The organism is Baekduia soli (assembly GCF_007970665.1).
In the GTDB taxonomy this organism is placed as follows: Bacteria; Actinomycetota; Thermoleophilia; order Solirubrobacterales; family Solirubrobacteraceae; genus Baekduia; species Baekduia soli.
Genome location: NZ_CP042430.1, coordinates 3,228,210 through 3,254,294, shown reverse-complemented (window position 1 = coordinate 3,254,294; position 26,085 = coordinate 3,228,210). Strand labels below are relative to the sequence as shown.

At 74.2% G+C, this 26,085-nt stretch carries 22 protein-coding genes, 2 tRNA genes and 1 pseudogene; 9 read left to right on the top strand and 16 right to left on the bottom strand.

Going from position 1 to position 26,085, the window contains the following annotated elements:
- Positions 1 to 5: 5 nt before the first annotated feature.
- The 10 genes from FSW04_RS15455 to rpmI form a co-directional block, all read right to left on the bottom strand.
- Positions 6 to 1,283 carry an argininosuccinate synthase gene (locus FSW04_RS15455; protein WP_146920806.1) on the bottom strand — a complete coding sequence of 426 codons (1,278 nt, stop codon included), beginning with the start codon at positions 1,281 to 1,283 and terminating at the stop codon, positions 6 to 8.
- Entirely contained in the window at positions 1,280 to 2,458 is a 1,179-nt protein-coding gene (locus FSW04_RS15450; protein WP_146920804.1) for an aspartate aminotransferase family protein, read from the bottom strand. Before FSW04_RS15450 ends, FSW04_RS15455 begins: the two co-directional genes overlap by 4 nt.
- Positions 2,455 to 3,303 (bottom strand): acetylglutamate kinase, encoded by an 849-nt coding sequence (argB, locus tag FSW04_RS15445; protein WP_228430492.1) that lies wholly within the window; start codon positions 3,301 to 3,303, stop codon positions 2,455 to 2,457. The genes FSW04_RS15450 and argB overlap by 4 nt, the downstream gene beginning before the upstream one ends.
- Positions 3,300 to 4,559, bottom strand: coding sequence for a bifunctional glutamate N-acetyltransferase/amino-acid acetyltransferase ArgJ (gene argJ / locus FSW04_RS15440; RefSeq protein ID WP_146920802.1), 1,260 nt, complete (start codon positions 4,557 to 4,559; stop codon positions 3,300 to 3,302). The genes argB and argJ overlap by 4 nt, the downstream gene beginning before the upstream one ends.
- Complete coding sequence (gene argC / locus FSW04_RS15435; protein ID WP_146920800.1) at positions 4,556 to 5,563, bottom strand: N-acetyl-gamma-glutamyl-phosphate reductase; 1,008 nt, start codon at positions 5,561 to 5,563, stop codon at positions 4,556 to 4,558. The genes argJ and argC overlap by 4 nt, the downstream gene beginning before the upstream one ends.
- Positions 5,556 to 7,982, bottom strand: coding sequence for a phenylalanine--tRNA ligase subunit beta (pheT, locus tag FSW04_RS15430; protein ID WP_146920797.1), 2,427 nt, complete (start codon positions 7,980 to 7,982; stop codon positions 5,556 to 5,558). Before pheT ends, argC begins: the two co-directional genes overlap by 8 nt.
- Complete coding sequence (pheS, locus tag FSW04_RS15425; protein WP_146920795.1) at positions 7,979 to 9,028, bottom strand: phenylalanine--tRNA ligase subunit alpha; 1,050 nt, start codon at positions 9,026 to 9,028, stop codon at positions 7,979 to 7,981. Before pheS ends, pheT begins: the two co-directional genes overlap by 4 nt.
- Entirely contained in the window at positions 9,028 to 9,711 is a 684-nt protein-coding gene (locus FSW04_RS15420) for a TrmH family RNA methyltransferase (RefSeq protein ID WP_146920793.1), read from the bottom strand. Before FSW04_RS15420 ends, pheS begins: the two co-directional genes overlap by 1 nt.
- Positions 9,712 to 9,802: 91 nt before the next feature.
- A complete protein-coding gene (gene rplT, locus FSW04_RS15415) occupies positions 9,803 to 10,168 on the bottom strand; it encodes a 50S ribosomal protein L20 (protein WP_146920791.1) in 366 nt (121 codons plus the stop codon).
- Positions 10,165 to 10,359 carry a 50S ribosomal protein L35 gene (gene rpmI / locus FSW04_RS15410; protein ID WP_321167657.1) on the bottom strand — a complete coding sequence of 65 codons (195 nt, stop codon included), beginning with the start codon at positions 10,357 to 10,359 and terminating at the stop codon, positions 10,165 to 10,167. Before rpmI ends, rplT begins: the two co-directional genes overlap by 4 nt.
- A 123-nt stretch (positions 10,360 to 10,482) precedes the next feature.
- Between rpmI and FSW04_RS15405 the strand changes: the two genes are divergently transcribed.
- Positions 10,483 to 13,443: a helix-turn-helix transcriptional regulator gene (locus tag FSW04_RS15405; protein ID WP_146920788.1), complete on the top strand. Its 2,961-nt coding sequence runs from the start codon at positions 10,483 to 10,485 to the stop codon at positions 13,441 to 13,443.
- A 315-nt stretch (positions 13,444 to 13,758) separates the two neighbouring features.
- Here the strand turns inward: FSW04_RS15405 and infC are convergent.
- Positions 13,759 to 14,241: pseudogene (gene infC, locus FSW04_RS28570) on the bottom strand (translation initiation factor IF-3); the annotation flags it as partial.
- Positions 14,242 to 14,392: 151 nt separating this feature from the next.
- On the opposite strand from infC, the gene FSW04_RS15395 reads away from it, so the two are divergent.
- Positions 14,393 to 15,493, top strand: coding sequence for a GGDEF domain-containing protein (locus FSW04_RS15395; protein WP_146920786.1), 1,101 nt, complete (start codon positions 14,393 to 14,395; stop codon positions 15,491 to 15,493).
- Here FSW04_RS15395 and thrS read toward each other — a convergent pair.
- The gene (thrS, locus tag FSW04_RS15390; RefSeq protein ID WP_146920784.1) at positions 15,490 to 17,442 is read right to left on the bottom strand and encodes a threonine--tRNA ligase; all 1,953 of its coding nucleotides are present in this window, start codon (positions 17,440 to 17,442) and stop codon (positions 15,490 to 15,492) included. The genes FSW04_RS15395 and thrS overlap by 4 nt on opposite strands.
- Positions 17,443 to 17,700: 258 nt before the next feature.
- Here thrS and FSW04_RS26140 point away from each other — a divergent pair, with 258 nt between their 5' ends.
- From FSW04_RS26140 to FSW04_RS15375, 3 genes are read left to right on the top strand one after another with little or no spacing between them, the layout of a single operon-like run.
- Positions 17,701 to 18,270: a transglycosylase family protein gene (locus FSW04_RS26140; protein WP_228430490.1), complete on the top strand. Its 570-nt coding sequence runs from the start codon at positions 17,701 to 17,703 to the stop codon at positions 18,268 to 18,270.
- Between the two features lie 21 nt (positions 18,271 to 18,291).
- Positions 18,292 to 19,392 carry an aminotransferase class V-fold PLP-dependent enzyme gene (locus FSW04_RS15380; protein WP_146920782.1) on the top strand — a complete coding sequence of 367 codons (1,101 nt, stop codon included), beginning with the start codon at positions 18,292 to 18,294 and terminating at the stop codon, positions 19,390 to 19,392.
- A gap of 35 nt (positions 19,393 to 19,427) precedes the next feature.
- A complete protein-coding gene (locus FSW04_RS15375; protein ID WP_146920780.1) occupies positions 19,428 to 20,804 on the top strand; it encodes a glycosyltransferase in 1,377 nt (458 codons plus the stop codon).
- 183 nt (positions 20,805 to 20,987) lie between these two features.
- Here the strand turns inward: FSW04_RS15375 and FSW04_RS15370 are convergent, their stop codons facing one another.
- On the bottom strand, positions 20,988 to 21,968 hold the full coding sequence (locus FSW04_RS15370) for a YihY/virulence factor BrkB family protein (protein WP_146920778.1): 981 nt from the start codon (positions 21,966 to 21,968) through the stop codon (positions 20,988 to 20,990).
- Positions 21,969 to 22,063: 95 nt separating this feature from the next.
- Between FSW04_RS15370 and FSW04_RS15365 the strand changes: the two genes are divergently transcribed.
- Together FSW04_RS15365 and FSW04_RS15360 are read left to right on the top strand one after the other, a co-directional pair.
- Positions 22,064 to 22,444 carry a PRC-barrel domain-containing protein gene (locus FSW04_RS15365; RefSeq protein WP_146920776.1) on the top strand — a complete coding sequence of 127 codons (381 nt, stop codon included), beginning with the start codon at positions 22,064 to 22,066 and terminating at the stop codon, positions 22,442 to 22,444.
- Between the two features lie 387 nt (positions 22,445 to 22,831).
- Positions 22,832 to 23,140 (top strand): hypothetical protein, encoded by a 309-nt coding sequence (locus FSW04_RS15360; RefSeq protein WP_146920774.1) that lies wholly within the window; start codon positions 22,832 to 22,834, stop codon positions 23,138 to 23,140.
- A 579-nt stretch (positions 23,141 to 23,719) separates the two neighbouring features.
- Here FSW04_RS15360 and FSW04_RS15355 read toward each other — a convergent pair.
- Together FSW04_RS15355 and FSW04_RS15350 are read right to left on the bottom strand one after the other, a co-directional pair.
- A tRNA-Val gene (locus tag FSW04_RS15355) sits at positions 23,720 to 23,792 on the bottom strand.
- A gap of 46 nt (positions 23,793 to 23,838) precedes the next feature.
- A complete protein-coding gene (locus FSW04_RS15350; RefSeq protein ID WP_146920772.1) occupies positions 23,839 to 24,306 on the bottom strand; it encodes a cupin domain-containing protein in 468 nt (155 codons plus the stop codon).
- Positions 24,307 to 24,412: 106 nt separating this feature from the next.
- Between FSW04_RS15350 and FSW04_RS15345 the strand changes: the two genes are divergently transcribed.
- Positions 24,413 to 24,483, top strand: a tRNA-Cys gene (locus FSW04_RS15345).
- Between the two features lie 91 nt (positions 24,484 to 24,574).
- Positions 24,575 to 25,807 carry a tyrosine-type recombinase/integrase gene (locus tag FSW04_RS15340; RefSeq protein ID WP_146920769.1) on the top strand — a complete coding sequence of 411 codons (1,233 nt, stop codon included), beginning with the start codon at positions 24,575 to 24,577 and terminating at the stop codon, positions 25,805 to 25,807.
- Between the two features lie 40 nt (positions 25,808 to 25,847).
- Here the strand turns inward: FSW04_RS15340 and FSW04_RS15335 are convergent, their stop codons facing one another.
- Positions 25,848 to 26,024, bottom strand: a complete 177-nt coding sequence (locus FSW04_RS15335; RefSeq protein ID WP_146920767.1) for a helix-turn-helix domain-containing protein — start codon at positions 26,022 to 26,024, stop codon at positions 25,848 to 25,850.
- Between the last annotated feature and the right edge of the window lie 61 nt (positions 26,025 to 26,085).

Sequence of the window (26,085 nt, the reverse complement as noted above, 5' to 3'; positions counted from 1 at the left end):
ACTCCTTACCCGCGGTCCTCGTTACGCAGCCGCCACGCGAGGCGCGACTGCAGCGACCACAGCTCGATGAAGCCCGGCGACGCCTGCTGGGAGAAGAGCCCGCCGGACTCCGAGAAGGTCGCGAGCTGCGCATCGTAGACCGCGTTGGGCGACTCACGGGTCACCACGCGGGCCATGCCCTTGTAGAGCTTCATCCCGATCGTGCCGGTCACGAACCGGTTGACCTCGTCGATGTAGGCGTCAAGGTCGCTGCGCAGGGGCTCCCACCACAGGCCCGCGTACACGAGGTAGGCCCACTGCTGGTCGATGCCGGGCTTGAAGCGGTTCTGGTGGATCGTGCCGACCAGGCGCTCGAGCTCGGCGTGCGCGGGCAGGAGGATCGCCGCGGCGGGGACCTCGTAGATGTCACGCACCTTGAGGCCGACGATCCGGTCCTCGATGTGGTCGACGATCCCGACGCCGTGCTTCATGCCCAGCTCGGCGACCGTCTCGATGAGCGACACGATGTCCATGGCCTGCCCGTTGACCGACACGGGCACGCCGGCCTCGAAGCCGATGGTGACGACCTCGGCCTCGTCGGGCGCCTCCTCGGGGCGCGTGACGAGCTGGAAGACGTCGTCGTCGGGCGCGTGGTCGAGCTCCTCGATCCACCTGCCCTCCGAGGAGCGGCCCCACAGGTTGTCGTCGATGGAGTACGGCGCGGTCTCCGTGCCGCCCTTGACCGGGATGTTGTGCTCGCGGGCGTAGGCGATCTCCTCGTCGCGGCCCATCTTCCAGTCGCGGACGGGCGCGATGATCTTCAGCTCGGGCGCCAGCGTGGCGACGGTGCCGTCGATGCGGACCTGGTCGTTGCCCTTGCCCGTGCAGCCGTGGGCGATCGTGTCGCAGCCGGTCTCGCGCGCGATCTCGACGGCGATCTTGGCGATGAGCGGGCGCCCCAGCGCGGTGAACAGCGGGTAGTTGAGGCCATAGATGGCGTTGGCCTTGATCGCCGGCACGATGAAGTCGCGGGCGAACTCCTCGCGCGCGTCGATGACGCGGGCGTCCACGGCGCCGAGGCGCAGGGCCTTCTCGCGGACGACGTCGTAGTCCTCGCCGGGCTGGCCGAGGTTGATCGTCAGGGCCACGACCTCGGCCTCGTACTCGTCCTGGATCCACTTGAGCATCACGCTCGTGTCCAGGCCGCCGGAGTACAGCAGGCAGACGCGGCCGACCTGGTCGGGCCGCGCGAGGTAGGAGGCGGCGGGCTCGTGGGGGTGCAGGAGCTGGTCGTCGTCGGTCATCGGCTCTCTTGGGGGTCGAGGAGGCGCGCGAGCCGGGCGAGGGCGTCGTCGAGCTGCGCGTCGGTGATGGTCAGGGGCGGAAGCAGGCGCAGCGTGGTCGGGCCGGTGGCGTTGAGCACCAGCCGCTCCTCGCGCAGGGCCCGGCCGACGAGGTCGGTCGCGGGCTCGGTGCGCGCGGGATCGAGCTCGGCGGCCAGCATGAGGCCGCGGCCACGGACCTCGATGACGCCGGGCAGCTCGGCGAGGGCGTGGCGGGCGTGCTCGCCGAGGTCGCGCACGCGCTGCAGCAGCGCGGGGTCCTCGACGACGTCCAGGACCGCCAGGCCCGCCGAGCAGGCCACGGGGCCGCCGGCGAACGTCGAGCCGTGGTCGCCGGGCTCGAAGCCCTCGGCGAAGCGCTCGTTGGTGATCACGGCCCCGATGGGCAGCCCGCCGCCGAGCGCCTTGGCGACCGTCATGAGGTCGGGGACGACGCCCTCGTGCTGGTGGGCCCACAGCGTGCCGGTGCGCCCGAGGCCGCACTGCACCTCGTCGAAGATCAGCGCGGCGCCGGCCGCGTCGCAGGCCTCGCGCGCGGCGTGCAGGACCTCGGCGCCGAGCTCGTAGACGCCGCTCTCGCCCTGGACGGGCTCGAGCAGCAGCGCGGCGGTGGAGGTGTCGACCGCGGCGCGGATGGCGTCGGCCGTGGGCGCCACGGCCTCGAAGCCGGGCACCAGCGGGGCGAACGGCGCCTGCTTGGACTCCTGCGGCGTGGCCGACAGCGACCCGTAGGTGCGGCCGTGGAAGCCGCGGTGCACGGAGACGATCCGGCCCCCGCGCCGGGCCTTGCGGGCCATCTTGATCGCGGCCTCGTTGGCCTCGGTGCCCGAGTTGGCGTAGTGCACGCGGCCGCCCAGCGAGGACTGCGCCAGGCGGCGCGCCAGCTCCTCCCCCGGGGCGGTGTGGAAGAGGTTGCCGACGTGGATGAGCCGGGCGGCCTGCTCGGTGATCGCCGCCACGACCTTCGGGTGGCAGTGCCCGACGGAGTTGACGGCCAGCCCGGTCTGCACGTCGAGGTACTCGGCGCCGTCGGCGTCCCACAGCCGCGCGCCCTCCCCCCGGACGAACTCCACGGGCTGGCGGGCGTAGGCCGGGACGAGGAAGGCGTCGCGCGCGACGGCGCCCGGGTCGCTCATGAGGCCGCCCGGATCTTCGTCCCGATGCCCTCGTTCGTGAAGAGCTCGAGGATGATCGAGTGTGGGAGGCGGCCGTCGACGATGTGGGCGGCCGTCACGCCGCCGTGGATGGCGTCGATGCAGGCCTGCAGCTTGGGGCGCATGCCCCCGGCGATCGTGCCCAGCGCCTCCTCCACCGTGTCGGCGTCGGCCTGGGAGATCCGCGACGAGGGGTCCGACGGGTCGGCCAGCCAGCCCGAGACGTCGGTGAGGAACAGCACCTTGTAGGCCTTGAGCGCGCGGGCCACCGCCCCGGCCGCCTCGTCGGCGTTGACGTTGTAGGAGTTGCCCTCGCGGTCGGCCCCGACCGACGCGATGACCGGGATGTAGTCGCCGGCGATGTGCTGCAGCAGCTCCGTGTTGACCTTGGCGATGCGCCCGACGAAGCCGACGTCCTGGCCGCCCGGCGCCGAGGTGCGCTCGCAGACGAACAGGCGGCCGTCGTCGCCGCTGAGGCCGATCGCCGCCTGGCCGTGGCGGTTGATCCGCCCCACGATGTCCTTGTTGACCTTGCCGACCAGGACCATCTTGGCGACCTCGACGGTGGCCGGGTCGCTGACGCGCAGCCCGCCGACGAACTCCACCGGCAGGCCGAGGCGCTCCATATAGGACGTGATGTCGGGGCCGCCGCCGTGCACGACGATCGGGTTCATCCCCACGTACTTGAGCAGCACGACGTCGCGTGCGAAGTCCTCGCGCAGCTCGGGGTCCTCCATCGCCGCCCCGCCGTACTTGATGACGACGGTGCGCCCGTGGAACTCCCGGATGTAGGGGAGCGCCTCCAGGAGCGTGCTGACGTCTCTCACGTCGTGTACTCCGCGTTGATCTTGATGTAGTCGTAGCCGAGGTCGCTGAAGAAGACCTCGGTCTCGAACCCGTCGCCCGGCAGGCCGATGGCGTACTCGACCTCGTCGCCGGCCACCCGCGCCGCGAGGGCGTCGGCGTCGTGGCCCACCGCGCTGCCGGCCACGCAGACCTGCACGCCCTCGATCGTCACGTCGACGGCCAGCGGCGCGGTGTCCGGCAGCGCGAGGCCGACGGCCTGCACGATCCGGCCCCAGTTGGGGTCGCCGCCGTACAGCGCGGTCTTGACCAGCGGCGAGTTGGCCACCGCCCGGGCGGTGCGCTCGACGTTGGGGCCGTGGCCGCCGCGCACGACGACGCGTCCGACGCGCCGGGCGCCCTCGCCGTCGCGGGCGATGTCCAGCGCGAGCTGGCGCAGCAGCGCATCCAGCGCCTGGCCGAAGATGAGCTCGGACTCGGATTCGGGCTCCACGACGACGCCCGAGGCGCCGCTGCACTGCAGGATCGCGGTGTCGTTGGTCGAGAGCTGGCCGTCGACCGAGATGCGGTCGAAGGAGCGCTTGACGCAGACGCCGAGCAGCAGGTCGGCCGTCTCGGCCGCCACGACCGCGTCGGTCTGCACGAAGCACAGCATCGTCGCGAAGGACGGCTGGATCATTCCCGCGCCCTTGGCCTGGGCGCTGAGGCGCACGGTGCCGCCGGGCAGGTCGACCTCCAGCGTCGCGCGCTTCTCGAACAGGTCGGTCGTCATGATCGCCTGCTGGAAGTCGCCGTCGCCGTCGGGGCGCAGCGCCTTGCCCGCCGCGAGCAGGCCGCGTACGACCTTGGCGCCGTCGAGCTGGACGCCGATGACCCCGGTCGAGCAGACCGCGACGCGGTCCTCGGCCGTGCGGCCCATCATCGCCCCGGCGCCCTGCATGCGCGCCGCCTCGTCCATGCCGGGCCGGCCCGTGGCGGCGTTGGCGTTGCCCGAGTTGACGGCCACGACGCGCAGGGCGTCCAGGCGCGCGCGGTCACGGGTGACGAGCACGGGTGGCGCCGCGGTGCCCGAGCGCGTGAAGCGCGCGGCGCTCGTCGTGGCCTCCTCGTCGGAGACCATGAGCCCCACATCCAGGCGAGGTGGATGGGATTCCTTCTTGATCCCCGCCGCGACGCCGGCGGCCCGGAAGCCCTGCGGCAGCCCGTGCCCGGGCAGCCACCCCACGGAGTCGGGCACGTCGACCCAGCGCGAGGAGAAGAACGGCCGCGCCTCGCTCATGCCAGGCCCTCGGTCTCGCCGAAGCCGAACATGAGGTTCAGCGACTGGACGGCCTGCGAGGACGTGCCCTTCCACAGGTTGTCGATCGCGCCGAAGGCCAGGACCTTGCGCGACCGCGGGTCGATCGTGACGTGGATGCGGCACACGTTGGTCTCGCGCACGTCGCGCACGCCCGGCGGGCGCGAGGACAGCTCGACGAACGGCTCGCCCGCGTAGGCCTGCTCGTAGAGGGCGACGATGTCGCCGGGCTCGGCGTCGCCGGCGACGCGGACATAGCAGGACACGAGCTCGCCCTGGTCCAGCGGCACGAGGTGCGGCGTGAACGTGACGGTCACGGGCGCGCCGAGCGCGCCGAGCTCCTGGTCGATCTCCGGCGCGTGGCGGTGGGTGCCGACGCCGTAGGGCGAGACGTTCTCGTCGACGGAGACGAAATGGGTCTTGGCGGTCGCGGCGCGCCCCGCGCCGGAGACGCCGGACTTCGCGTCGATGACGACGTCGTCCAGCAGCCCCGCGCGCGCCAGCGGCGCGAGGGTCAGGATCGCGGCGGTCGGGTAGCAGCCCGGTCCGGCGACCAGCGACGTGCCGCGCAGCGCGTCGCGGTAGAGCTCGGGCAGCCCGTACACCGCGTCGCCCAGCAGCTCGGGATGCGGGTGCGGGACGTAGTACTCCTCGTAGACGGCCAGGTCGCGCAGCCGGAAGTCGGCGCTGAGGTCGACGACCTTGACGCCGCGGCCGAGCAGCTCGGCGACGACGGGCGCCGAGGCGCCGTGCGGGTAGGCGACGATCGCCGCGTCCACGTCGCCGTGGCGGTCGAGGTCGAGGACCTCCAGCTCGCGGCCGACGCGGTGGTGGGGATAGAGGACGTCCAGCGACGTGCCCGCGTCGCTGCGCGAGGTCACCGGGCCCAGCACGAAGCGCGGGTGACGCTCGACGAGCCGGGCGGCCAGCGCGCCGGCGAAGCCCGACGCGCCCGCCACGAGCACCCGCGGGCCGGCGTCAGCCACGCAGCTCACCGCCCTCGGCGGCCAGCGCCGCGACGATCCGCTCGCGCACGGGCGCGACGTCCTCGTCGGTCAGCGTGCGGTCCGGCGCCTGGAACGTGAGCGCCAGCAGCAGCGACTTGCGCCCCTCGCCGAGCTGCGCGCCCCGGTAGACGTCGACGACCTCGATGCCGTGCACGAGGCCGCTCTTCAGCCCGGCGGCGCGGGCGGCCGAGACGAGGTCGGAGGCCGCGACGTCGTCGTCGACGACGACGGCCAGGTCCTGGCGCACGGGCGGGAAGCTCGTGAGGTCGCGGTAGGTCGGGACGGCGTCGGCGGCGGCCACGACGCGGTCGAGGTCGATCTCGAAGACCGCGACGTCCTCGAGGTCCCAGGCCCGCGCCACGAGCGGGTGCAGCTCGCCGACCCAGCCCACGACGCCGTCGCCGACCCAGACCTCGGCGCTGCGGCCGGGGTGCAGGAACGGCTCGGCGGCCGGCTCGACCGACCAGGCGACGCGCAGCGTGTCCAGGACCGCGGCGAGCAGGCCCTTGGCGGCGAAGAAGTCCGCGCGCGCGGGCTCGCGCGTGCGCCACGTCGCCGGGGCGGTGCGGCCGTGCAGCAGCGCGCCGAGCGCACGGTGCTCGTGCGGCAGCGCCGTGGGTGGGTGGGCCCGACTCGCCACGTACACCGCGCCCTGCTCGAACAGCGCGAGGTCGCCTGCGCCGCGCGCGGCGTTGTGGCGCGCCGCGTCCAGCAGCGACCCGAGCAGCGTCGTGCGCAGGACCGCGTGGTCCTCGCTCATCGGGTTGGTCATCGCCACGAAGCGCCGGCGCGGGTCGTCCTCGCCCAGCCGCAGCCGATCGGCCACGGCGGGCTCGGTGAAGCTCCAGCCCACGATCTCGTGGGCGCCGCGCCCGACGACGGCGTCGACGGCGCGGCGGCGCAGGCGCTGGGCCGTCGACATGCGCCCGGCGGCGCCGCGGCGCTTGGGCAGCGTGGCGGGCAGCCGGTCCAGGTCGAAGCGGCCGACCTCCTCGATGAGGTCGGCCTCGCGCGAGACGTCGTTGCGCCGGAAGCCGGGCACGGTGACGTCGAGCCCGTCGTCGGCGTCCGCCGTCGCGAAGCCAAGCGCGTGCAGCAGCGTCGTCTGGCGGGCACGCGGGATCGGCATGCCCAGCAGCGCCTGCACCTTCTGCTCGCGCAGGCGCAGCGTCGGGGTCGGCCACGGCTCCTCGGCGAACGGGCCGACGTCGATCGTGCCGGGCGCGACCGTCGCGCCCGTCAGCTCGAGCATGAGCCGCGTGGCGGCCTGCTGGGCCTCCATGGCCTGCTCGGGCGCCAGCCCCTTCTCGAAGCGCCCGGAGGCCTCGCTGCGCAGCCCCAGCCGCGTCGAGGTTCGGTGGATGTTCGGGCCCACCCAGGAGGCGACCTCGAGCAGGACGCGCGTCGTGGTGTCGGAGACCTCCGAGCGCGCGCCGCCCATGACGCCGGCGATGGAGGTGGGACCTTCGGCGTCCTCGATGACCAGCATCTCGGCGTCCAGGACGCGGGTCTGGCCGTCGAGCGTCTCGACGGGCTCGCCGTCGCGCGCGCGGCGCACCGTGAGCGTCCCGCCCGCCACGCGGTCGAGGTCGAACGCGTGCAGCGGGTGGCCGGTCTCGAGCATCACGTAGTTGGTGATGTCGACGACGTTGTTGATGGGGCGCATGCCGGCGGCGGTCAGGCGCGCCTTCAGCCAGCCCGGCGAGGGGCCGATCGTGACGCCCTCGAAGACCCGAGCGGTGAAGCGCGGGCAGAGGTCGGGCGCGTCGATGGTGATCGCGGCGGCGTCCACGGGCCCGGTGCTGCCCGGGTCGTGCGCCCATGGCGGCGGCGCCAGCAGCGCGCCCGTGGCGGCGTGGACCTCGCGGGCGATCCCGTAGATGCCGAGGCAGTCGGGCCGGTTGGGCGTGATCTCGAACTCGATGACCTCGTCGAGGATCGGCAGCACGTCGACCAGCGGCGCGCCGGCGGCCGGCGCGTCGTCGAGGACCATGATCCCGCTGTGGTCGCCCCCGATGGCGAGCTCGTCCTCGGCGAGGATCATCCCCGCCGACTCCTGGCCGCGCAGCCTGGCCTTCTTCAGCCTCGTGCCGTCGGGCATGACCGCGCCCGGCCGCGCGACCGCGACGGTCTGCCCCGCGGCGACGTTGGGCGCCCCGCAGACGATCTGGGCGGGCTCGTCCTCCCCCACGTCGACGATGCACACCTTCAGCCGGTCGGCGTCGGGGTGCTGCTCCGCGCTCAGGACCTTGCCGACGACGAAGCCGTCGGGGCCGCCGACGCCGTGGTGGTGGACCGCCTCGACCTTCGTGCCCGAGAGCGTGAGGCGCTCCTCGAGCTCGGACAGGCCGATGTCGGGCGCGCAATAGGCGCGCAGCCAGGCGTACGGGACCCTCATCCGAACTGCTCCAGGAAGCGCAGGTCGTTCTCATAGAACAACCGCAGGTCGGCCACGCCGTGCTTGAGGAAGGCGATGCGCTCGATGCCCATCCCCCACGCGAAGCCCTGCACCTGCTCGGGGTCGTAGCGATCGTCGTCGACGTAGGAGTACACGTTGGGGTCCACCTCGCCGGCGCCGAGGATCTCGATCCAGCCCTCGCCGCGGCACAGCGGGCAGCGCGAGCCGTCCTTCATCCAGCCCTCGGTGCAGTTGAAGCACGAGACGTCGACCTCGACGCTGGGTTCGGTGAACGGGAAGAAGTGGCCGCGCAGGCGCACATCGCGCTCGTCGCCGAAGATCGCGCGGGAGAACTCCAGCAGCGTGCCCTTCAGGTCGGCCAGCGTGATGTCGGAGTCCACGGCCAGCCCCTCGACCTGGTGGAACTGCGGGGTGTGCGTCGCGTCGCTGTCGCGCCGGTAGACCCGCCCGGGGATCACGACGTACAGCGGCGGCGGATGGGCCTCCATCGCGCGCACCTGCATCGGCGAGGTGTGCGTGCGCAGCACGACGTCGTCGGCGACGTAGAACGTGTCGGTCGGCGCGCGGGCCGGGTGCGTCGGGCTGTGGTTCAGCGCGTCGAAGTTGTAGTGGACGGTCTCGACCTCGGGACCCTCCATCACCGTGAAGCCCAGGCCGACGAAGACGTCCTCGATCTCGCGCCAGGTCTGGGTGATGAGGTGCAGGCGCCCGACGGGCTGCGCCGGGTCGCCGGGCAGCGTGACGTCGACGCGGTCGGCGACCAGGCGCACGTCGAGCTCAGCCGCGTCCAGGCGCTCGCGCGCGGCGTCCAGGCGCTCCTCCAGGCCGCGGCGCACTTCGTTGGCGCGCTTGCCGACCACCCCGCGCTGGTCGGCCGGCAGCTCGCCGACGCCCCGCAGCAGGTTGGGCAGCTCGGCCTTGCGCCCGAGGTAGCGGACGCGCAGCTCCTCGAGCGCGTCGGTGGTGGCCGCGGCGTCGATCGCCGCCAGCCCCTCCTCGTGGATCGTCTCGATGCGGTCGAGCATCAGGCCTCCGGGACCCTAGACAGTTCATACATGGCCAGCGTGGCCGCCATCGCGGCGTTCAGCGACTCGCTGGCGATGGGGATGTGCGCCGCGCGATCGCAGGCCGCCACGACCTCCGCCGGCAGCCCGGCGCGCTCCGCCCCGACGACGACGGTGACGTCCTGGGCCCGGGCCCCGGCGGCCAGCGCGCGCAGCGGCTCGCCGCGGCGGGCGTCCAGCGCGACGCGCAGGCCGGGCAGCTCGTCCACGGAGGCCACGCGCGCGACCGGGACGCCGAAGATCGCGCCCATCGAGGCGCGCACGGCCTTCGGGCCGTAGGGGTCGGCGGTGTCGGGGCCCAGCGCGACGCACGCCGCGCCGAAGGCCTGCGCCCCGCGCAGCACCGTGCCGACGTTGCCGGGGTCCCTGATCCCCCACAGCGCCACGCACAGCGGCCCCGACGGCGCGGCCCAGCGCTCCTCGAAGACGCCCAGGGCGCGGGTGCCCGACGCCAGGCCCGAGATGCGCCCCAGCGCGTCCTCGCTGACCTCGACGCCGGCGCGCAGCAGGTGCACGGGGTCCCACCCCGCGGCCGCGGCCGCGGCGAGCAGGTCCTCCCCCTCGGCCACGAAGCGCCCGCGCTCGCGCCGCGCCTGGAGGCGGCGGATGTCCTTGAGCAGCGGGTTGTGGTGGGAGGTGATCATCGTGGCGGGGTGCGGCGGGGGTGCGGCAACAAGAAAGGGCGCCGTTCCTGAGGAAGCGGCGCCCTTGAGAGCTTCGGTGTCGGTGGAGTCGCTACGCAGCGGCTGCCGACGCCTCTCGGGCGGCCTGCGCAAATCGGCGGAACGTCTCGGGGTCGCGCACGGCGATGTCGGCCAGCACCTTGCGGTCCAGCTCGATCCCGGCCAGCTTCATCCCGTGGATGAACTCGCCGTAGGACATGCCGTTCAGGCGCGCGGCGGCGTTGATGCGGGTGATCCACAGGCGGCGGAAGTCGCGCTTGCGGTTGCGGCGGTCGCGGTAGGCGTACGAGTCGGCCTTGGTGAGGGCCTCCTTCGCGCGCTTGTAGTTCGAGTTGGCCTCGCCCCGGAAGCCCTTGGTGAGCTCGAGGGTCTTGCGGCGCTTCTTCTTCGCGTTGACGGCGCGCTTGACGCGGGTCACTTCTTCTTGGCCCCCAGCATCGTCTTGACACGCGGCTGGTCATGGGGCGACAGCACGAAGTCCTTCCCGAGGTGCCGCTTGTGCTTCGGCGACTTCTTCTCGAGGATGTGGCTCGTGAAGGCGTGGCGAGCCTTGACCTTGCCCTTGGCGGTCAGCTTGAAGCGCTTCTTGGCGCCCGAATGGGTCTTCATCTTCGGCATGGCGGAGGTGGGCCAGTATAGGAAAGGCAGGGGGAGACCCTGCGACCGGCCCGCGGTGAGTATGACAAAGACCGCGATCCTGGCGCGGTCTGACCCGGGCCGTAGGCTTGGCGGGTGGCCTCGACCCCCACGATGTCCCGCCTGATCGGCCGCGATGCGGAGCTCGCCGCCCTGCGTGGGGCGCTGGCCCAGGCCGCCGAGGGCCTGCCGGCCCTGGCCTTCGTCGTCGGGGAGTCCGGGGTCGGCAAGACGCGCCTGCTCGACGCCCTGGACGAGGCCGCCCGCGAGGACGGGGCGCGCGTGCTCACGGGCGAGTGCATCGACCTCGGCGAGGGCGAGCTGCCCTACGCGCCGCTCATCGGCGCGCTGCGCCCGCTCGTGCGCGCGGGCGACCCGGCGCTGCTGGAGCTGCCCGCCGAGGCCCGCCGCGAGCTTGCGGCGCTGCTGCCCGGCCTGGCCGACGCCGACGGCGGCGCCCGCCAGTCCGACAGCGACCGCGCGCGGGCCCAGGGACGGCTGTTCGAGGCGCTGCTGGCCGCGATCGACCGCCTGGCCCGCGACGCCCCGGTCCTGCTCGTCGTCGAGGACGCCCACTGGGCCGACCGCTCGACCCGCGACTTCCTCTCGTTCCTGGGGCGCAACCTCGCCGACGAGCCCGTGCTCGTCGCCCTGAGCTACCGGCCCGACGAGCTGCACCGCCGCCACCCGCTGCGCCCGCTGCTGGCCGTGCTGGAGCGCACGCCCCGTGCGCTGCGCGTCGAGCTCGGCGGCCTGCAGGCGGCGGACATCGCCGCGCTGGCGCGCGAGGTCACCGGCAGCGAGCCCTCCCCCGAGCTCGTCGACCGCCTCGTGCGCCGCAGCGACGGCAACGCCCTGTTCGTCGAGGAGCTGCTGGCCGCCGGCCCCGGGCCCCTGCCGCCGAGCCTCAGCGATGCGCTCATGGTCCGCGTGGAGCGCCTGCCGCCCGGCGCGCAGGAGGTCGTCCGCACGCTGGCCGTCGCCCAGCCCGCCGACCACGCGCTGCTCGAGGCGCTGGGGATCCTCGACGACGCGACGCTGCGCACGGCGCTGCGCGACGCGATCGCCGGCCACGTGCTCGCCGTCGACGCCAACGACCGCTACGTCTTCCGCCACGTGCTGCTGCGCGAGGTCGTCTACGACGACCTGCTGCCCGGCGAGCGCGCCGAGCTGCACCGGGCGACCGCCCGGGCGCTGGAGGCGCGGCTGCCCGGCGACGGCGGGCCGGGCCTGGCCGCGGCGATCGCGCACCACTTCCACCGCTCGGGTGACCAGCCCGAGGCGCTGCGCACCGCGATCCGGGCCGCCGACGCCGCGACCGCCGCCCACGCCGAGGCCGACGCGGCCCAGTTCCTGGAGCGCGCGCTGGAGCTGTGGGAGCGCGTCGTGGAGCCCAAGGCCCATGTCGACGCCGGGCGCATGGACCACGTCGACCTGCTGCTGCGCACCGCCCGCGCGCATCGCAACAACGACGACGGGCGGCGCCTCACGCTGGTCAAGGAGGCCCTGCGCGAGGCCCGGGCCGCCGACCCCGACGACCCGCGGGTACCGTTGCTGCTCCAGCAGCGCGCGCTGGCCGAGTGGGGCCTGGGCCGCGGCGAGGCCAGCCGCGCCTCGCTGGACCTCGCGCGCCGGCTGCTGCCCGACGACGCGCCGGCGACCGAGCGCGTCCGGCTGACGATCTCGCGGATGAAGCTCGCGACGCTGCAGTCGCGCTACGGCGAGACGATCGCGCTGGCCGAGGAGGTCCTCCCCCAGCTGCCCGACACGCCGGACGGCGCGCTGCTGCGTGCCGAGACCTACAACAACTTCGGCCTCGCGCTGATCATGACCGACCGCCACGAGGAGGGCGTGGCGGCGCTGCGCGAGTCCGCGGCGCTGGCGCGGGCGGCCGGCGACTTCGTCCTGCTGTCGATCTCCTACGTCAACCTCGCCGACGCGCTGCAGCTCTCCGGCCTGTCCGACGAGGCGCGGGCCGTCACCGAGGAGGCGCTGGGCGCCGTCGACGACGGCGTGCCCGGGCGCGCGTGGGTGCCGACGATGGCCGCCGAGCTGGCCATCGACCGCGGCGACTACGACGAGGCCGAGGCCCACCTGCGCAGCACGGGCCGCACGAGCGGCAACACGCGCGTCAACGTCGAGCTGCGCCGCGCCGAGCTGGCGCTGTGCCGCGGCGACGACGACGTCGCCCGCGACTCGCTCGAAGAGGTCGAGGCGCCGCTGGTCGACTCGCTCGAGCCGCAGTTCGTGGCCGTGGCCGGCGTGCTGCGAGCCGAGCTGGACCGGCGCAACGGCCACCCCGTGTGCGCCCGCGAGGCGGTGGAGGCGGCGCTGGAGCGCCTGGAGTTCTGCAGCGACGACACCGTCCGGCTCGGCCGCCTGGCGCTCACCGGCGTGGCCATCGAGGCCGACCTGGCCCAGCGAGCCCGCGACCTCGGCGACGCCGAGGCCGAGGCCGACGCCGTCGCGCGGGCGGCGATCATGCTCTCGCGCGCCGAGGCCGCCGCGGCGGCGGGCCGCCCGCTGGAGCGCGCCTACGCCGTCACCGCCCGGGCCCACCGGCTGCGGGCCACGGGGGAGGACCCCGGCGACGCGTGGTTGCTGGCGGCGCAGGCCTGGACGGACCTCGGTCGCCCGCTGCCGGCCGTCGCGGCCCAGCGCCACGGCATCGAGGCCTGCCTGGCCCACGGCCGCCGCGACGACGGCGCGCAGACCGCGCGCCTGGCCCTGGCCGCCGCGCGCGAGCTCGGCGCGGGCTGGCTGACCGCCGAGCTGGAGGCGCTCGTCGCCCGCGCCCGGCTGGCCGTGCAGGCGCCGGCGGGAGCCGTCGACGGCTCGGTCGCCCCCGGCGACGAGGACCCGTTCGGGCTGACGCCGCGCGAGCACCAGGTCCTCGCGCTCGTGGCCCGCGGGGCCACGAACCGCGAGATCGGCGCCGAGCTGTTCATGGCCGAGAAGACGGCCAGCGTCCACGTCTCGCGGATCCTCTCCAAGCTCGACGTGCGCAGCCGTACCGAGGCGGCCGCTGTCGCGCACCGCCTCGGGCTCGGGAGCTGATCGACCGCCGCTAGTCGGCGGCGCGCGTCTCGGCCTCGGCCGGGACCGCGGGTGCGTCGGAGGCCTGCGCCTCGGCCTCGGCCTCTGCCTCGGGGGCTCGGGCACAGCCTCGGCGGCGGGCTCGGCCGAAGCCATGGCCTCGGCCGGAGCCGCACCGTCGGCGGCGGCCGCGTCGGCCTGGGCCTGCGCGGCGTCCGCGTCGGCCTTGGCCTTGGCGGCGGCCTGCTCCTCCTCGAGCGTGCCGGCCAACACGGCCTTGCTCGGACCGAGCATCATCGTCATGTTGCGCCCGTCGAGGTTCGGCCGCTGCTCGACGACGGCGAGGTCGACGAGCTCCTCGGCCAAGCGGTCGAGGATCATGCGCCCGCGCTCGGGGTGGGTCACCTCACGGCCACGGAACATGATGGTGATCTTCACCTTGTCCTTGTGGCGGAGGAAGCGCTCGACGTGACCCTTCTTGGTGTCGTAGTCGTGCTGGGCGATCTTCGGCCGGAACTTGATCTCCCGGATGACGATCTGCTGCTGGTGCTTGCGCGCCTGCTTCTGCTTCTGGGCGAGCTCGTACTTGAACTTGGAGTAGTCCAGGATGCGGCAGACGGGCGGACGGGCCTCCGCCGCCACCTCGACCAGGTCGAGATCTCGCTCCTGCGCCATGCGCAGGGCCTCGTCGGTCCGCATGATCCCGATCTGCTCGCCGTCATCGCCGATGACGCGGACCTCGGGGACGCGGATGCGCTCGTTGACGCGGGTGGTGTCCCGCTCGGGCGGGCGCCGGTCGAACCTTCTCGGAACCGGCACTAGATGGTGGGTCGGCGGGCCGTCAAGACTGCGGCGCCGACGGTGTCGGAATGCTATTCAACACCAGGGAGTATAGACGGATCTCCGATGCTTTCACCAGCCTTTGTCCAGGCGGCTTCAGCGCGTCACCGCCCGGTCGACCACACGGGCAATGGCACCGCGGTCCATGCAGGAGCTCGTGCGCGTCCGGATGCGCTCGGTCGTCGTGGCCTCACCCGACCACTACGCGCTCCTGGACCGCCGGCTGATCAGCCGTCTCGCGGGCGTCCTCTACTGCTGCGCCGGCGCCATCGCGATCGGTCTGCTGGCGCTGAACCCGCCGACCCATGCCATGGGCGCCGCGGGCTGGGTGCCGGCCGTCGCGATCCTCGCGCTGGCCTTCGTGCTCGGCGCCGTGATGGTGCTGACCCGGCGCCTGCTGGGCCCGGGCGCGCTGTTCCTCGTGGGCCTCTCGGGGCCGCTCATGCTCGCCGCCCTGCAGTGGCTGGCCGGCTCGCACGGCGCCTACAGCCAACTCCTCATCCTGTCGGTGGTCTGGTGCGGCGTGACGCTGCCCGGCCCCCAGGTGCTCGTCCTGCTCGTGCTGGACACCGCGATCGTCTTCCTGCCCGGGATGACCGAGCACGGTTACAGCGCCCGCGTGGCGGAGTGCGTGGCGACCGTCGGGGTCATGTGGACGCTCGCGCTGGCCTGCGTGGGCTACAGCGACCGGCTGCGCGAGATCCGGCGACGGCTGCGCGAGCAGCGCGACACCGCCGACGCGCTGGCGCGGATCGACGCGCTGACCGGCCTGGGCAACCGCCGCGCGCTGGACGAGGCACTGACCGTGCAGGTGGCCCTGGTGGCGCGCACCGGGCACGCGCTCTCGGCGCTGGTCGGCGACCTGGACCGCTTCAAGCGCATCAACGACGTCCACGGCCACCACGCCGGCGACCGGCTGCTGTGCGACGTCGCCGAGGTGCTGCGCGACGTCGTGCGCACCCCCGACGCGTGCTTCCGCTGGGGCGGCGACGAGTTCGTGGTCCTGCTGACCGGCGCCGACGCCTCCGAGGCGCGCGACGTGGCGGCCCGCGTGGCCGCCGCAGTGCACGCGCGCTGCACGGCGCCGGGCGGCGAGCCCGTCACGCTGTCGGTCGGCGCGGCCACGCACGCCGTGGGCCGCAGCGGCGCCGAGCTGCTGGCGGCGGCCGACGCCGACCTGCTCGAGCGCAAGCCGCTCGCGCGGTCGCCGGTGCCCGACGCTCGGTCCTAGGCGTCCTGGTCCGGGCCGCCGCGGGCGGCGATCTCGCGCAGGAGCCTGGCGACGAGCTCGTCCAGCGTGACCGTCCCCTGGTCGCCCTCGCCGTGTCGGCGCACGGCGACCGAGCCCGCCTCGGCCTCGCGGTCGCCGACGACGCCCATGTAGGGCACCTTGCGCAGCTCGGCGTCGCGGATCTTGCGCCCGACCGACTCCGTGCGGTCGTCGAGCTCGGCCCGTACGCCGGCGTCGCGCAGGCGCGCCACCGCGGCGGCGGCGGCCTCGGCGTGGCGGTCGGCGATCGGCAGCAGGACGATCTGCACGGGCGAGAGCCAGAGCGGGAACTCGCCGCCGTAGTGCTCGATGAGGATCCCGATGAAGCGCTCGAAGGAGCCCAGCAGCGCGCGGTGGATCATCACCGGCCGGTGCTCGGCGTTGTCGGCGCCCGTGTAGCTCGCGTCGAGGCGCTCGGGCATCTGGTAGTCGAGCTGGACGGTGCCCAGCTGCCAGGCGCGGCCGAGCGAGTCCGTCATGTGCAGGTCGATCTTCGGGCCGTAGAACGCGCCGTCGCCCGCGTTGACCTCGTACTCCAGGCCCTGGCGGTCCAGCGCGTTGCGCAGGGCCGCCTCGGCGTGGTCCCAGGTCTCGTCGGAGCCCAGCCGCTTCTCCGGGCGCGTCGAGAGCTCGAGCCGCGGCGTGAAGCCGAAGAGCCGGTACAGGTCGAAGCCGAAGTCCAGGCAGCCGACGACCTCGTCCTCGATCTGGTCCTCGGTGCAGAAGATGTGGGCGTCGTCCTGGGTGATGTGGCGCACGCGCATGAGCCCGTGCAGGGTGCCGCTGGGCTCGTGGCGGTGGACGAGGCCCTGCTCGCTGAAGCGGATGGGCAGCTCGCGGTAGGAGCGCCGCAGGTCCTTGAACAGCTGGACGTGGCCCGGGCAGTTCATGGGCTTGAGGCCCATGGGCCGGTCCTCCACGTCGGTGAAGTACATGTTGTCGCGGTAGTTCTGCCAGTGCCCGCTGGCCTTGAACAACTCGACGTCCCACAGGATCGGCGTCTTGACCTCGCGGTAGCCGCGGCGGCGGTTCTCCGTGCGCCAGAGCTCGGTCAGCTCGTTCCACACCGCCATGCCGGGCGGCTGCCACAGCGGCATGCCCGGCGCCAGGTCGGAGAACGTGAACAGGCCGAGCTCGCGGCCCAGCCTGCGGTGGTCGCGCGCCCGGGCCTCCTCGAGCAGCGCCAGGTAGGCGTCGAGCTCCTTCTTCTTGAAGAACGCCGTGCCGTAGACGCGCGTGAGCATCTGGCGGTCGGAGTCTCCCCGCCAGTAGGCGCCGGCCACCGACTGCAGCTTGAACGCGCCGATGCGCTTCGTGCTCGGGGCGTGCGGCCCGCGACAGAGGTCGGTGAACGGACCGTTGGTGTAGAGGCTGACCGTGGTCACCGGCGCGTCGTCGGGGGCGTTGGCGACGAGGTCCTCGATGAGCTCGACCTTGTAGTCCTGACCCTCGCCGCGGAAGCGCTCCAGGGCCTGCTCGACGGTGACGTCCTCGCGCACGAAGGCCTCGTCGGCCTCGACGTGCTCGCGCATCCTGGCCTCGACGCGCTCGAAGTCGGCGTCGGAGAACGCCACGCCCTCCGGGAAGTCGAAGTCGTAGTAGAAGCCGTTGTCGATGGCCGGGCCGATCGAGATCTTGACCCCGGGGTAGAGCTCGAGCATCGCCGCGGCCAGCACGTGGGCGGTGTCGTGGCGGATGAGCTCCAGGGCATCGTCGCCCGAGCGGTCGGTGACGATCTCCAGCGCGGCACCGTCGGGCAGCGGGCGCGCCAGGTCCTGCGCGGCCCCGTCCACCTTGACCGCGAGCGCCGCCTTGGCGAGCCCGGGCCCGATCGCGGCCGCCGCGTCGGCGCCGGTGGCGCCGTCGGCCAGCTCGAGCCGCTTGCCGTCGGGGAGGGTGACCGTCGTCATCCCCCCGCATCCTAGTGGCGGCGTCCGCGCCGCCTCGCGGGCGCGCGCAGGCGAACGCCCGTTCGGTCGAGGCTGCTACCGTGATCGGGCCGGCGGTGTTGCGCCGGGCGGACAGCCTGTGTCTCACCGACGCTCCTCCGCCCGCCCGCCGGCAACCGAACTTCCCCGAACCCGCCGGGTCCCGCCGCGCCCATGGCGCCCGCGCCCGGCCGTCCGAAGGAGCCCGTCATGCCATCCCGCCATGCTCTCAGCCGCGTCATGCTCGCCACCGCCGCCGGCGCGCTGGCCCTGCCCGCCGCCGGCGCCCACGCCGCCGCGGCGCCGGCGCCGGTGCCCGCCGCACCCGCCCCGCTGCCCGCCGGCGGCGGCCACCTCATGCGGCCCCTGGCCCGCGTGGCCAAGGGCCCGCTCGTGGTCCGCAACGTGCGCCTGGCCCGGCGCCTGGCCCACGTCGAGGGCCGCCGGCTGCGCCGCGGCTACGCGAGCGCGCTGGCGACCTGGCCCGCCCCCCGGCTGGAGCGCCACGCGCGGCGGCTGCGCCGCGACCTGCGCGAGGCCCGCCGCGCCGCGCACCGCCGGGACGCCGCGCCGGCCGTCGGGGTCTCCCCCGCCCTGCGGGCCATCGCGGCCTGCGAGTCCGGCGGCGACCCGCGCGCCATCGGCGGCGGCGGCGCGTTCCGCGGCAAGTACCAGTTCACCTACGCGACCTGGGCGGCCGTCGGCGGCTCGGGCGACCCGGCCGCCGCGCCCGAGGCCGAGCAGGACCGGCGCGCCGCCGCGCTGTACGCCACCGCCGGCGCCGGGCAGTGGCCCGTGTGCGGCCGCTGAGCGGCGGTCTAGGGTGACGGGATGGATCCCGCCAGCCTCCGCGCCGCCTTCCCCGTCCTGGAGCACACGACCTACCTGAACGCCGGGACGTGCGGGCCGATCCCGCAGGCCGCGCACGCCGCGGCCGTCGAGGCCTGGCGCCTGGGCACGCGCCAGGGCCGCAGCAGCGCGTTCTACGAGCGCGTGCTCGAGCTCGTCCCGGCGCTGCGCGAGCGCTACGCCGCGCTGCTGGGCGCCGAGCCCGACGACGTCGCCCTGACCGCCGGCACCAGCGACGGCTGCGGGCGCGTGCTCGGCGGTCTGGCGCTGGGCGGCGGCGACGAGATCCTGACCGCCGACGACGAGCATCCGGGCCTGCTCGGCCCGCTCGTCGCCGCTCGCGACCGCCACGGCGTCACGCTCCGCGCGGTGCCGCTGGCCGAGATCGCCGACGCGGTCGGCCCGGCCACCCGGCTGGTGGCCTGCTCGCACGTCTCCTGGCACAGCGGGGCGGTCGCCCCGGTCGCCGCGCTGGCCCGCGTGTCGGCCGGCGGCGTGCCCGTGCTGCTCGACGGCGCGCAGGGCTCGGGCGCCGTGCCGATCGACGTCGCCACGCTCGGCGCGACGTTCTACGCCGGGTCGGGGCAGAAGTGGCTGTGCGGGCCCGTGGGCTGCGGGATGCTCTGGGTCGACCCGGCCTGGGGTCCGCGGCTGGCCCCGCAGGCCCCGGCCTACGGCAGCCTGCAGGACGCGAGCCTGGGGATCGGCGCGGTGATGGTCACGACCTCGCGCCGCTACGACGCACCGTCCCAGGACCTTGCGACGCTCGCCGCCGCGGCGGCCGCCTACGACGTGCTCGCGGGCGCGGGCTGGGCCGGCGTGCACGCCCGGGCCGCGACGCTGGCCGCCCGCCTGGCCGACGACCTGCGCGGGCGCGGCGTCGACGTCGTCGACCGCGATGACAGCACGCTCGTCGCGTGGTCCACCCCGGGCGACGACGAGGCCATCGCGATCCGCGACCGCCTGGCCGCCGAGGGCATCGTGATCCGCCATCTGCCGGGCACGGGACGACTGCGCGCCTCCGTCGGCGCCTGGAACACCGAGGACGACCTGGCCCGCCTGGTCGCCGCGGTCGCGCGGTAGCGACCGTGAGCGGGTCGCCCACCGTCACGGCCCTCATGCCCGCCCATGACGCCGAGGCGTTCGTCGAGGAGGCGCTGCGCAGCGCGCTGGACCAGGACTACCCGGCCGACCGGCTCGACGTCGTGGTCGTCGACGACGGCTCCACCGACGCCACGGCGGCGATCCTCGCGCGTGTCGCCGCCGATCACCCCGGCCGCGTCCACCTCGTCTCCCAGGACAACCGCGGCCTGGTCGGCGCCGTCAACGCGGCCGCCGGGCACGCGACCGGCGAGCTGCTGGCCCTCCTGGACGCCGACGACGTCTGGCCGCCCGACAAGGTGCGCCGCCAGGTCGAGGTGCTGCAACGCCGCCCCGAGGTCGGCCTCGTCTACACCGACATGCAGGTCGTCGACGCCGCCGGGCGCGTGCTCGACGCCTCCTGGCTCGAGGGCCCGCCGCCCCCCGAGGGCCGCGAGATCGGGCGCCTGCTCGAGCAGAACTGGGTCACGGCCTCCTCGGTGATGCTGCGCGGCAGCCTGCGCGATGAGCTCTTCCCCATCCCCGACGGGATGCCCTGGGCCGACTGGTACCTGGGCGCGCGCACGGCCCAGATCTCGCAGCTGGCCTACCTGCCCGAGCCCAGGACGTCCTACCGCTTCCACGGCAACAACATGTCCTTGGGGTCGCAGGGCGCGGTGCGCGTGCGCGAGTTGCGCAAGTCGCTGTGGCTGCAGCGCTGGTTCCTGCGCCGGCTGGGCACGCCCGAGACGACGCCCGCCGACCTCGAGCGCGCCTGGGACGCCTTCACGACGCTGGCCTCCGAGGCCCTCTCGGAGGCCGGCACGCCGTTCCTGCGGCTCGTCGAGGTCACCGACGAGGAACGCGAGCAGGCACGGGCGATGGGGCTTGAGGCCCGGGCGCTGCTGTCCGCCGGCGACGTCCATGCCGCGCTGGGGGCCGCGGTGCGCGCCGCGGCGACCGACCCGGGCGGCGACGAGGCCCGGGCCGCGCTGCTGGCCGTGCGCAGCACGCTGCCCGACGGCGCCGGCCAGCAGCCGCTGCGCGGGACGCGGCCGTTCGTCGTGTGCGTCGCGGCCGACGAGGTCGTGCGCGATCCGGCGCTGCTGGCCGGCTGCGTGGAGCACCTGGGCGACCTCGACCACGTGACGCTGGCCGTCGACGCGTCGACGGCCGACCCGCAGGAGGCGGCCCAGCGCATCGGCGAGCTGGCCCGAGCACAGGGCATCGAGGATGACGACACCGTCGACGTCGTGCTCGTCACGGGCCCGCTGGACGAGCTGGGCCGTGCCCGGCTGCAGCACGGCACGGCGGCCCGGGCGGGCGCCCGCGGCGCCGAGGACGGCACGCCGGCCTACGGTGCCGACGAGCTCACGGCGCTGCGCGCGCTGGCGCTCGCCGCGCGCGCTCAGTGACAGGCGGTCGCGCCCGCGTCGGTGAAGGCCGACCCGGCCGCCGGCAGGAAGTGCCAGGCCGCCCGCCAGGACCCGGGGGACGGGGGCACCGCGAAGCTGGGACCCACCGGGCACCGACCGCGCCAAGGTGCCAGGTGCGCCCTCCGGCGCCAGCGATCCTGCACCAACCTCGAGCGTCCCGATTCAGGCCGGGCCGTCGGAGCCGCCGGGCGACGGCGCGGTGCGGTCGCGGAACGACACGGAGACGTCCTGGTCGTCGCGGTGGGTCTCCATCTCGGCCAGGATCGTCAGGGCCTCGTCGTCGGCCGGCTCGGGCGGGTCGAACAGCCCACGCGGCCACAGGCGGTTGGCCAGGACGCTGTTGACCTCGGCGGAGTAGACGACGACGCGCGCGCCGAGGAACAGCCAGGTCAGCAGCCCGATGACCGTGGCGAACGTGCCGTACGTCGACCCCGCGCCCTTGACGACGTGGCCGATGTAGGCGCCGCCGACGGCCTGCAGGATCGTCCACAGGACGGTGGCCGAGAGGATCCCCGGCCGCAGCTGGCGGGTGGGGACGCTGCTGTCGGTCAGCAGCCGGAAGGCCACGGTGAACAGCACGCCGTTGAGCACCAGCGACACCACGACGCCGGCGACGAGCAGCGCGGCGCCGCCGAAGCCACCGGACACCAGGCCCGAGGCGACGGTCGAGACGAGCTGCAGCGTGCCCAGCGAGGCGAGCAGCCCGAGTCCGCGCAGGCGCGACGTCAGGAAGTTGGGGCGCTCGCGGTGCGGGACGCCGTGGACGCGGTTGAACGCGGTCTGCGCGGCGAGCGTCACGCCCAGGCCCGAGAGCAGGGCGCCGACCAGCCCGACGCCGAGCGCCAGCCCGTTGCCGGTCAGCGAGCCGGCCCGCAGCTGGTCGCCGATGATCGGGATCTCCTTGAGCGCCGAGTCGAGCACGGCCTGCTGGGCGCCCGGGTCGCCGTCCAGGACGAAGCCGAGGCCCGCGACGAAGACCATCAGCAGCGGGAAGAGCGAGAAGAACCCGTAGTAGGCGATGAGCGCGGCGAGGTTGCCGCCCTGGTCGTCGCCGAACTTCTTGATGACCGCGACAGGGATCGCCAGGCCGCGGTGGCGGCGCTGGAGGCGGTCGAAGGCCTTGATGGGGGCGAGTGGGTCCATGCACGGTCCGGACGGCGTGTCGGGAAGAGGGTCCCCGTTGGGTGACGTTCGTGATCGCCGCTTGGCCGTCCGCCATCCGGGGAACCCGGGTGGCCATGAGCACGCCGCCCGCCGCCGCCTCGCCGATCGTCGCCGAGAGCATCATCGACTGGAAGGGCCAGGACGTCGTCGACGCCGCCGACGAGAAGCTCGGCAAGCTGGCGGAGGTCCTCTACGACGTCGAGACCGACGTGCCGGCGTTCATCGCGGTCAAGAGCGGCGTCATCGGCAAGCACCTGACGCTCGTGCCGCTGGCCGGCGCCTCCGTCGCGCCGGGCCACGTCCGCGTCGCCTGGAGCAAGGCCGACGTCAAGGACGCGCCGAGCTACGACACCGACGCCGAGCTGACGCTCGAGGACGAGGCCGAGGCGTTCCGCTTCTACGGCCTGGCCCACACGCCCGCCGGCCAGGGCGCCCGCCGGCTGGCCAGGCGTTAGCCGCCCGCACCGGCACCGCGAACGGTGCCGGTGGTCTGGCCCCGTGGCGGACGCCGATCGCAGCGAGGCGCGGCCGGCCCGCACCGCGGCGGCGCCGGCGCTCAGCGGGGTGCGGCTGCGGGCGGCGCGGCGTGCTCGGCCGCCGCGCGGACGGCACCGAGTCCGCCCCGGCGCCCCCTGCCGACCCCGACAAAGGACGCGGCGGGGTTCCCGGCGACCTCGACCAGGCGTCGTCGTTCGGCCTGCGCGGGATGGGCCGGCGCGTGCGCGCGCCGGGCGGCGACCTGCCACGTGCCGGGCCGGCCCGGGCAGCCGGCACGACCCTGGAGGTCGTGGCCCCCGCGCAGCCGCGCGGGTGCCCGCTGTCGCGCGCTCTAGGCTGGCACGGTGACGATCCGCGACGGCTGCGCGTTCTGCGACGGGTGCCCGTTCCACCCCGTGTTCGTCTCGGTCTCCGACACGTCGTTCGCCCGCTGGGAGCGCATCCCGATGCAGCAGGGCGCCGACGCGCACCTGTGCCCCGAATGCGGCGCGAAGGCCGCCCGCGGATGGCTGGCCCACGACGTCGTCGTCGAGTGCGACGGCTGCGGGCGCAACTCGGTCGAGCACCCCGAGATCGAACGCTGGTTCGCGGTCGTCCAGCACGACGTCGCCGCGCCGCTGAACCTCTGCGCCGACTGCCACGCGGCGCGGTGAAGGCGTCCGCCGCGCCGCGGGCCGCGGCGGGCCGGGTGATGCGCAGGTGGTCGCCGAACGGGTCGCGGACCCCCATGTCGACCCCGTACGGACGCTCCATCCGCTCCTGGGTGATGTCGACGCCCTCGTCGACGAGGCGCTCGTAGGTCGCGCGGCAGTCGGTCGTCGAGACGATGACCGTGCCCGTGACGGCCTTGGTGACGTGCTCGCGGACCTCGTCGCCGGTCACGTCGTTCATCGCCGGCGGGCGGGGCGCTCGAGCAGGAGCTGGCGGTCGGCGTCGCCGGGGACGTTGACGGTCAGCCAGCGCCCGAAGCCGAGGCCGGCGTCCGTGCGGACCTCGGCCGACCGCATCGGCCGTGTGGGCCGGGAGTCCCGGGCGCCCGGAGACCGGCCGCACCTGCTCGGCGTGCCGGCTGGACGGTCTCCGGCCGTCGCGTCACGGTGCCCGCCCCCATCGGGGACGTGCTGGGCGACGTCGCCGACCGGCACCGGCCTCGACGACACCCGCAGCGCGGTGGCGTGATCCGCGCGACCCCGGAAACGACGAAACCCCAGCTAGTGCCGGGGTTTCGTTCATGGGCGATACTGGGCTCGAACCAGTGACCTCCTGCTTGTCGAGCAGGCGCTCTCCCAGCTGAGCTAATCGCCCCTGGGACGGCAGAGCCTAGCAATCGGCGCCGCGCAGTGCCGCCGCCTCAGGCGCCCGGGGGCGTCATGGGCACGCGGATCTCCACGGCGTCCGCGGGCGGGTCGGTGCCGGGGACGTAGTCGCGCACCCAGAGCTCGTCGCTGTCGGGGAACAGGTTGATCTCCGGCGCCTTCATCGTGCTGAGCACGACGACGCGCACGAGCGCATCGGTGTCGTTGCGCACGTGGTGGGTGCCGGCCGGCCCGGCGAGGAACGCCACGACCTCCCCGCGCGCGAGGCGGCGCTCGCCCTCAGGGGTGCGCAGGGTCGGCTCGCCATCGATGACGAGCATGAGCTCCTCGTTGGCCATGTGGGCGTGGTTGGGGAACATCTCGGCGCCGGGCGGCACGTCGAACAGCGAGGCGCCGAGCTCCTTGGAGCCGGCCTGCCGGCCCAGCCGCGCGCGCTGCCAGTGGTAGGGCGGCGCGTCCTGGGTGACGTCGAACTGCGGCTCGTAGATGTTGGGCATCGTCATGGCCTCCTGGGCGGGTGGGCCGTCACCCTCCCAGACGCGCGCGCCGCGCGCGAGGCGTCGCCAGAACGCGCCGGCGGCCGACGGTCTACGCTGTCGGCAGCACCCCGGCGCCGTGGCGGAGTGGCTACGCAGCGGCCTGCAAAGCCGTGTACACCAGTTCGATTCTGGTCGGCGCCTCTTCAGGAAGGACCTGGAAATACGCAACATCTGTCCAGGTTCGAACCACAGAGAGTTGCCTCGTGGGAAAGCTCGTGGGAAAGTCATTTCCATGGCGAGCGCTCCCAAGCGCGCCCCTGAGGGCGTGGAGATCCGGCACCAGCGCTCCTGCGCGCAGCACGCCGGCCGCCGCTGCGACTGTTTCCCCAGCGTCCGCGCGCACGTCTACGACGCCGGTTCCAAGCGGCTGGTCCGCAAGTCGTTCAACGAGCCGCGTCACCGCCGGATGCCGCTCAGGGATCGGCTGCTGGAGGCTGGCGGCTGGCGAGCGGATGCGACGAAGCTCGTGCGCAGCGGCAGGCTCCGGGCACGCGATGAGCGGACCGTCGAGGCCCTGCTGCAGCGGTTCCTCGAGGGCGCCGAGCGCGGCGTCATCCTCACGAGCCGGCGCCGTCCCTACTCGCCCTCGACGCTGCATCGCATGCGACAGGCCGCCGAGTACCGCCTGGTGCCGGCCTTCGGCACGAAGTACCCCAGCGACCTGACCACGCCGGGCCTGCGCCGCTTCGTCGAGACGCTGCTGGGCGAAGGCCTCTCCCCCTCGTCGATCGCCAACACGATCAAGCCGCTGTCGGCGATGTACCGCTGGGCGATCGGCATCGGCGAGGCCACGGCCAACCCCTGCGCCGAGCTCGGCCTGCCCTCCGGCGGACGCCGGCGGGAGCGCATCGCCACGCCCGAGGAGGCCGGGCGGCTGCTCAGCCTGCTGCGCGAGGACGAGGTCGCCCTGTGGGCGCTGGCCTTCTACGCCGGGCTGCGCCGCAGCGAGGCGATCGGGCTCGCGGTCGACGCGATCGAGTTCGACCGCCGCCGGCTGACGATCCGGCGCAGCTACCACGTCGAGTCCGCGACGATCAACGAGCAGCGCGGCAAGTCCGACGCCGCCTGGCGCACGCTGCCGATGGTCGGCTCGCTGCACACGATCCTCCGCGAGCACCTGGTCCGCAGCGGCCGCCGCGAGGGATTCCTCTTCGGCCCGTCGCCCGAGGCTCCATGGGCGGGACAGTGGGGTCCGGTGCTCCGTCGTGCCTACCAGCGCTGGGACAAGGCCGGCGAGCAGCGCATCGGCTTTCACGAGTGCCGTCACACGTATGCCTCGTGGATCATCGCGGCCGCCGCGCGCTCGGGCGAGTACGTCGACATCAAGGAGCTGTCGGCGCTGATGGGCCATTCGACAATCCAGCAGACCATGGACTTGTACGGCCATCTCATGCCCGACCACCTGGACCGCCACGAGCGCTTCCTGAGCACGTTCCTGGACGACTTCGGCACGGCAGCGAGCTAGTTATTGTGATTGCTAGCTAGCAAGCTAGCTATACAGCTAGCTAGAGGGTGGACTCGGCGGAGGCCTCGGCCCAGCGCTCGAGCTCGCGGACCGGGATGAGCACCATGCTGCCTCGCCGGATGACGCGGACCTCGGGCATGACGTACTTGTCCAGCGAGCGCACGCTCATGCCGAGCGCCAGGGCCGCCTCGGCCTTGGTGAGGGTCACCGACGGCACGGCGCGGCGGCGGCCCGTGAGCTCGCTCGAGGGCCGGCGTGCCGGTGCGTCGGATGTGTCA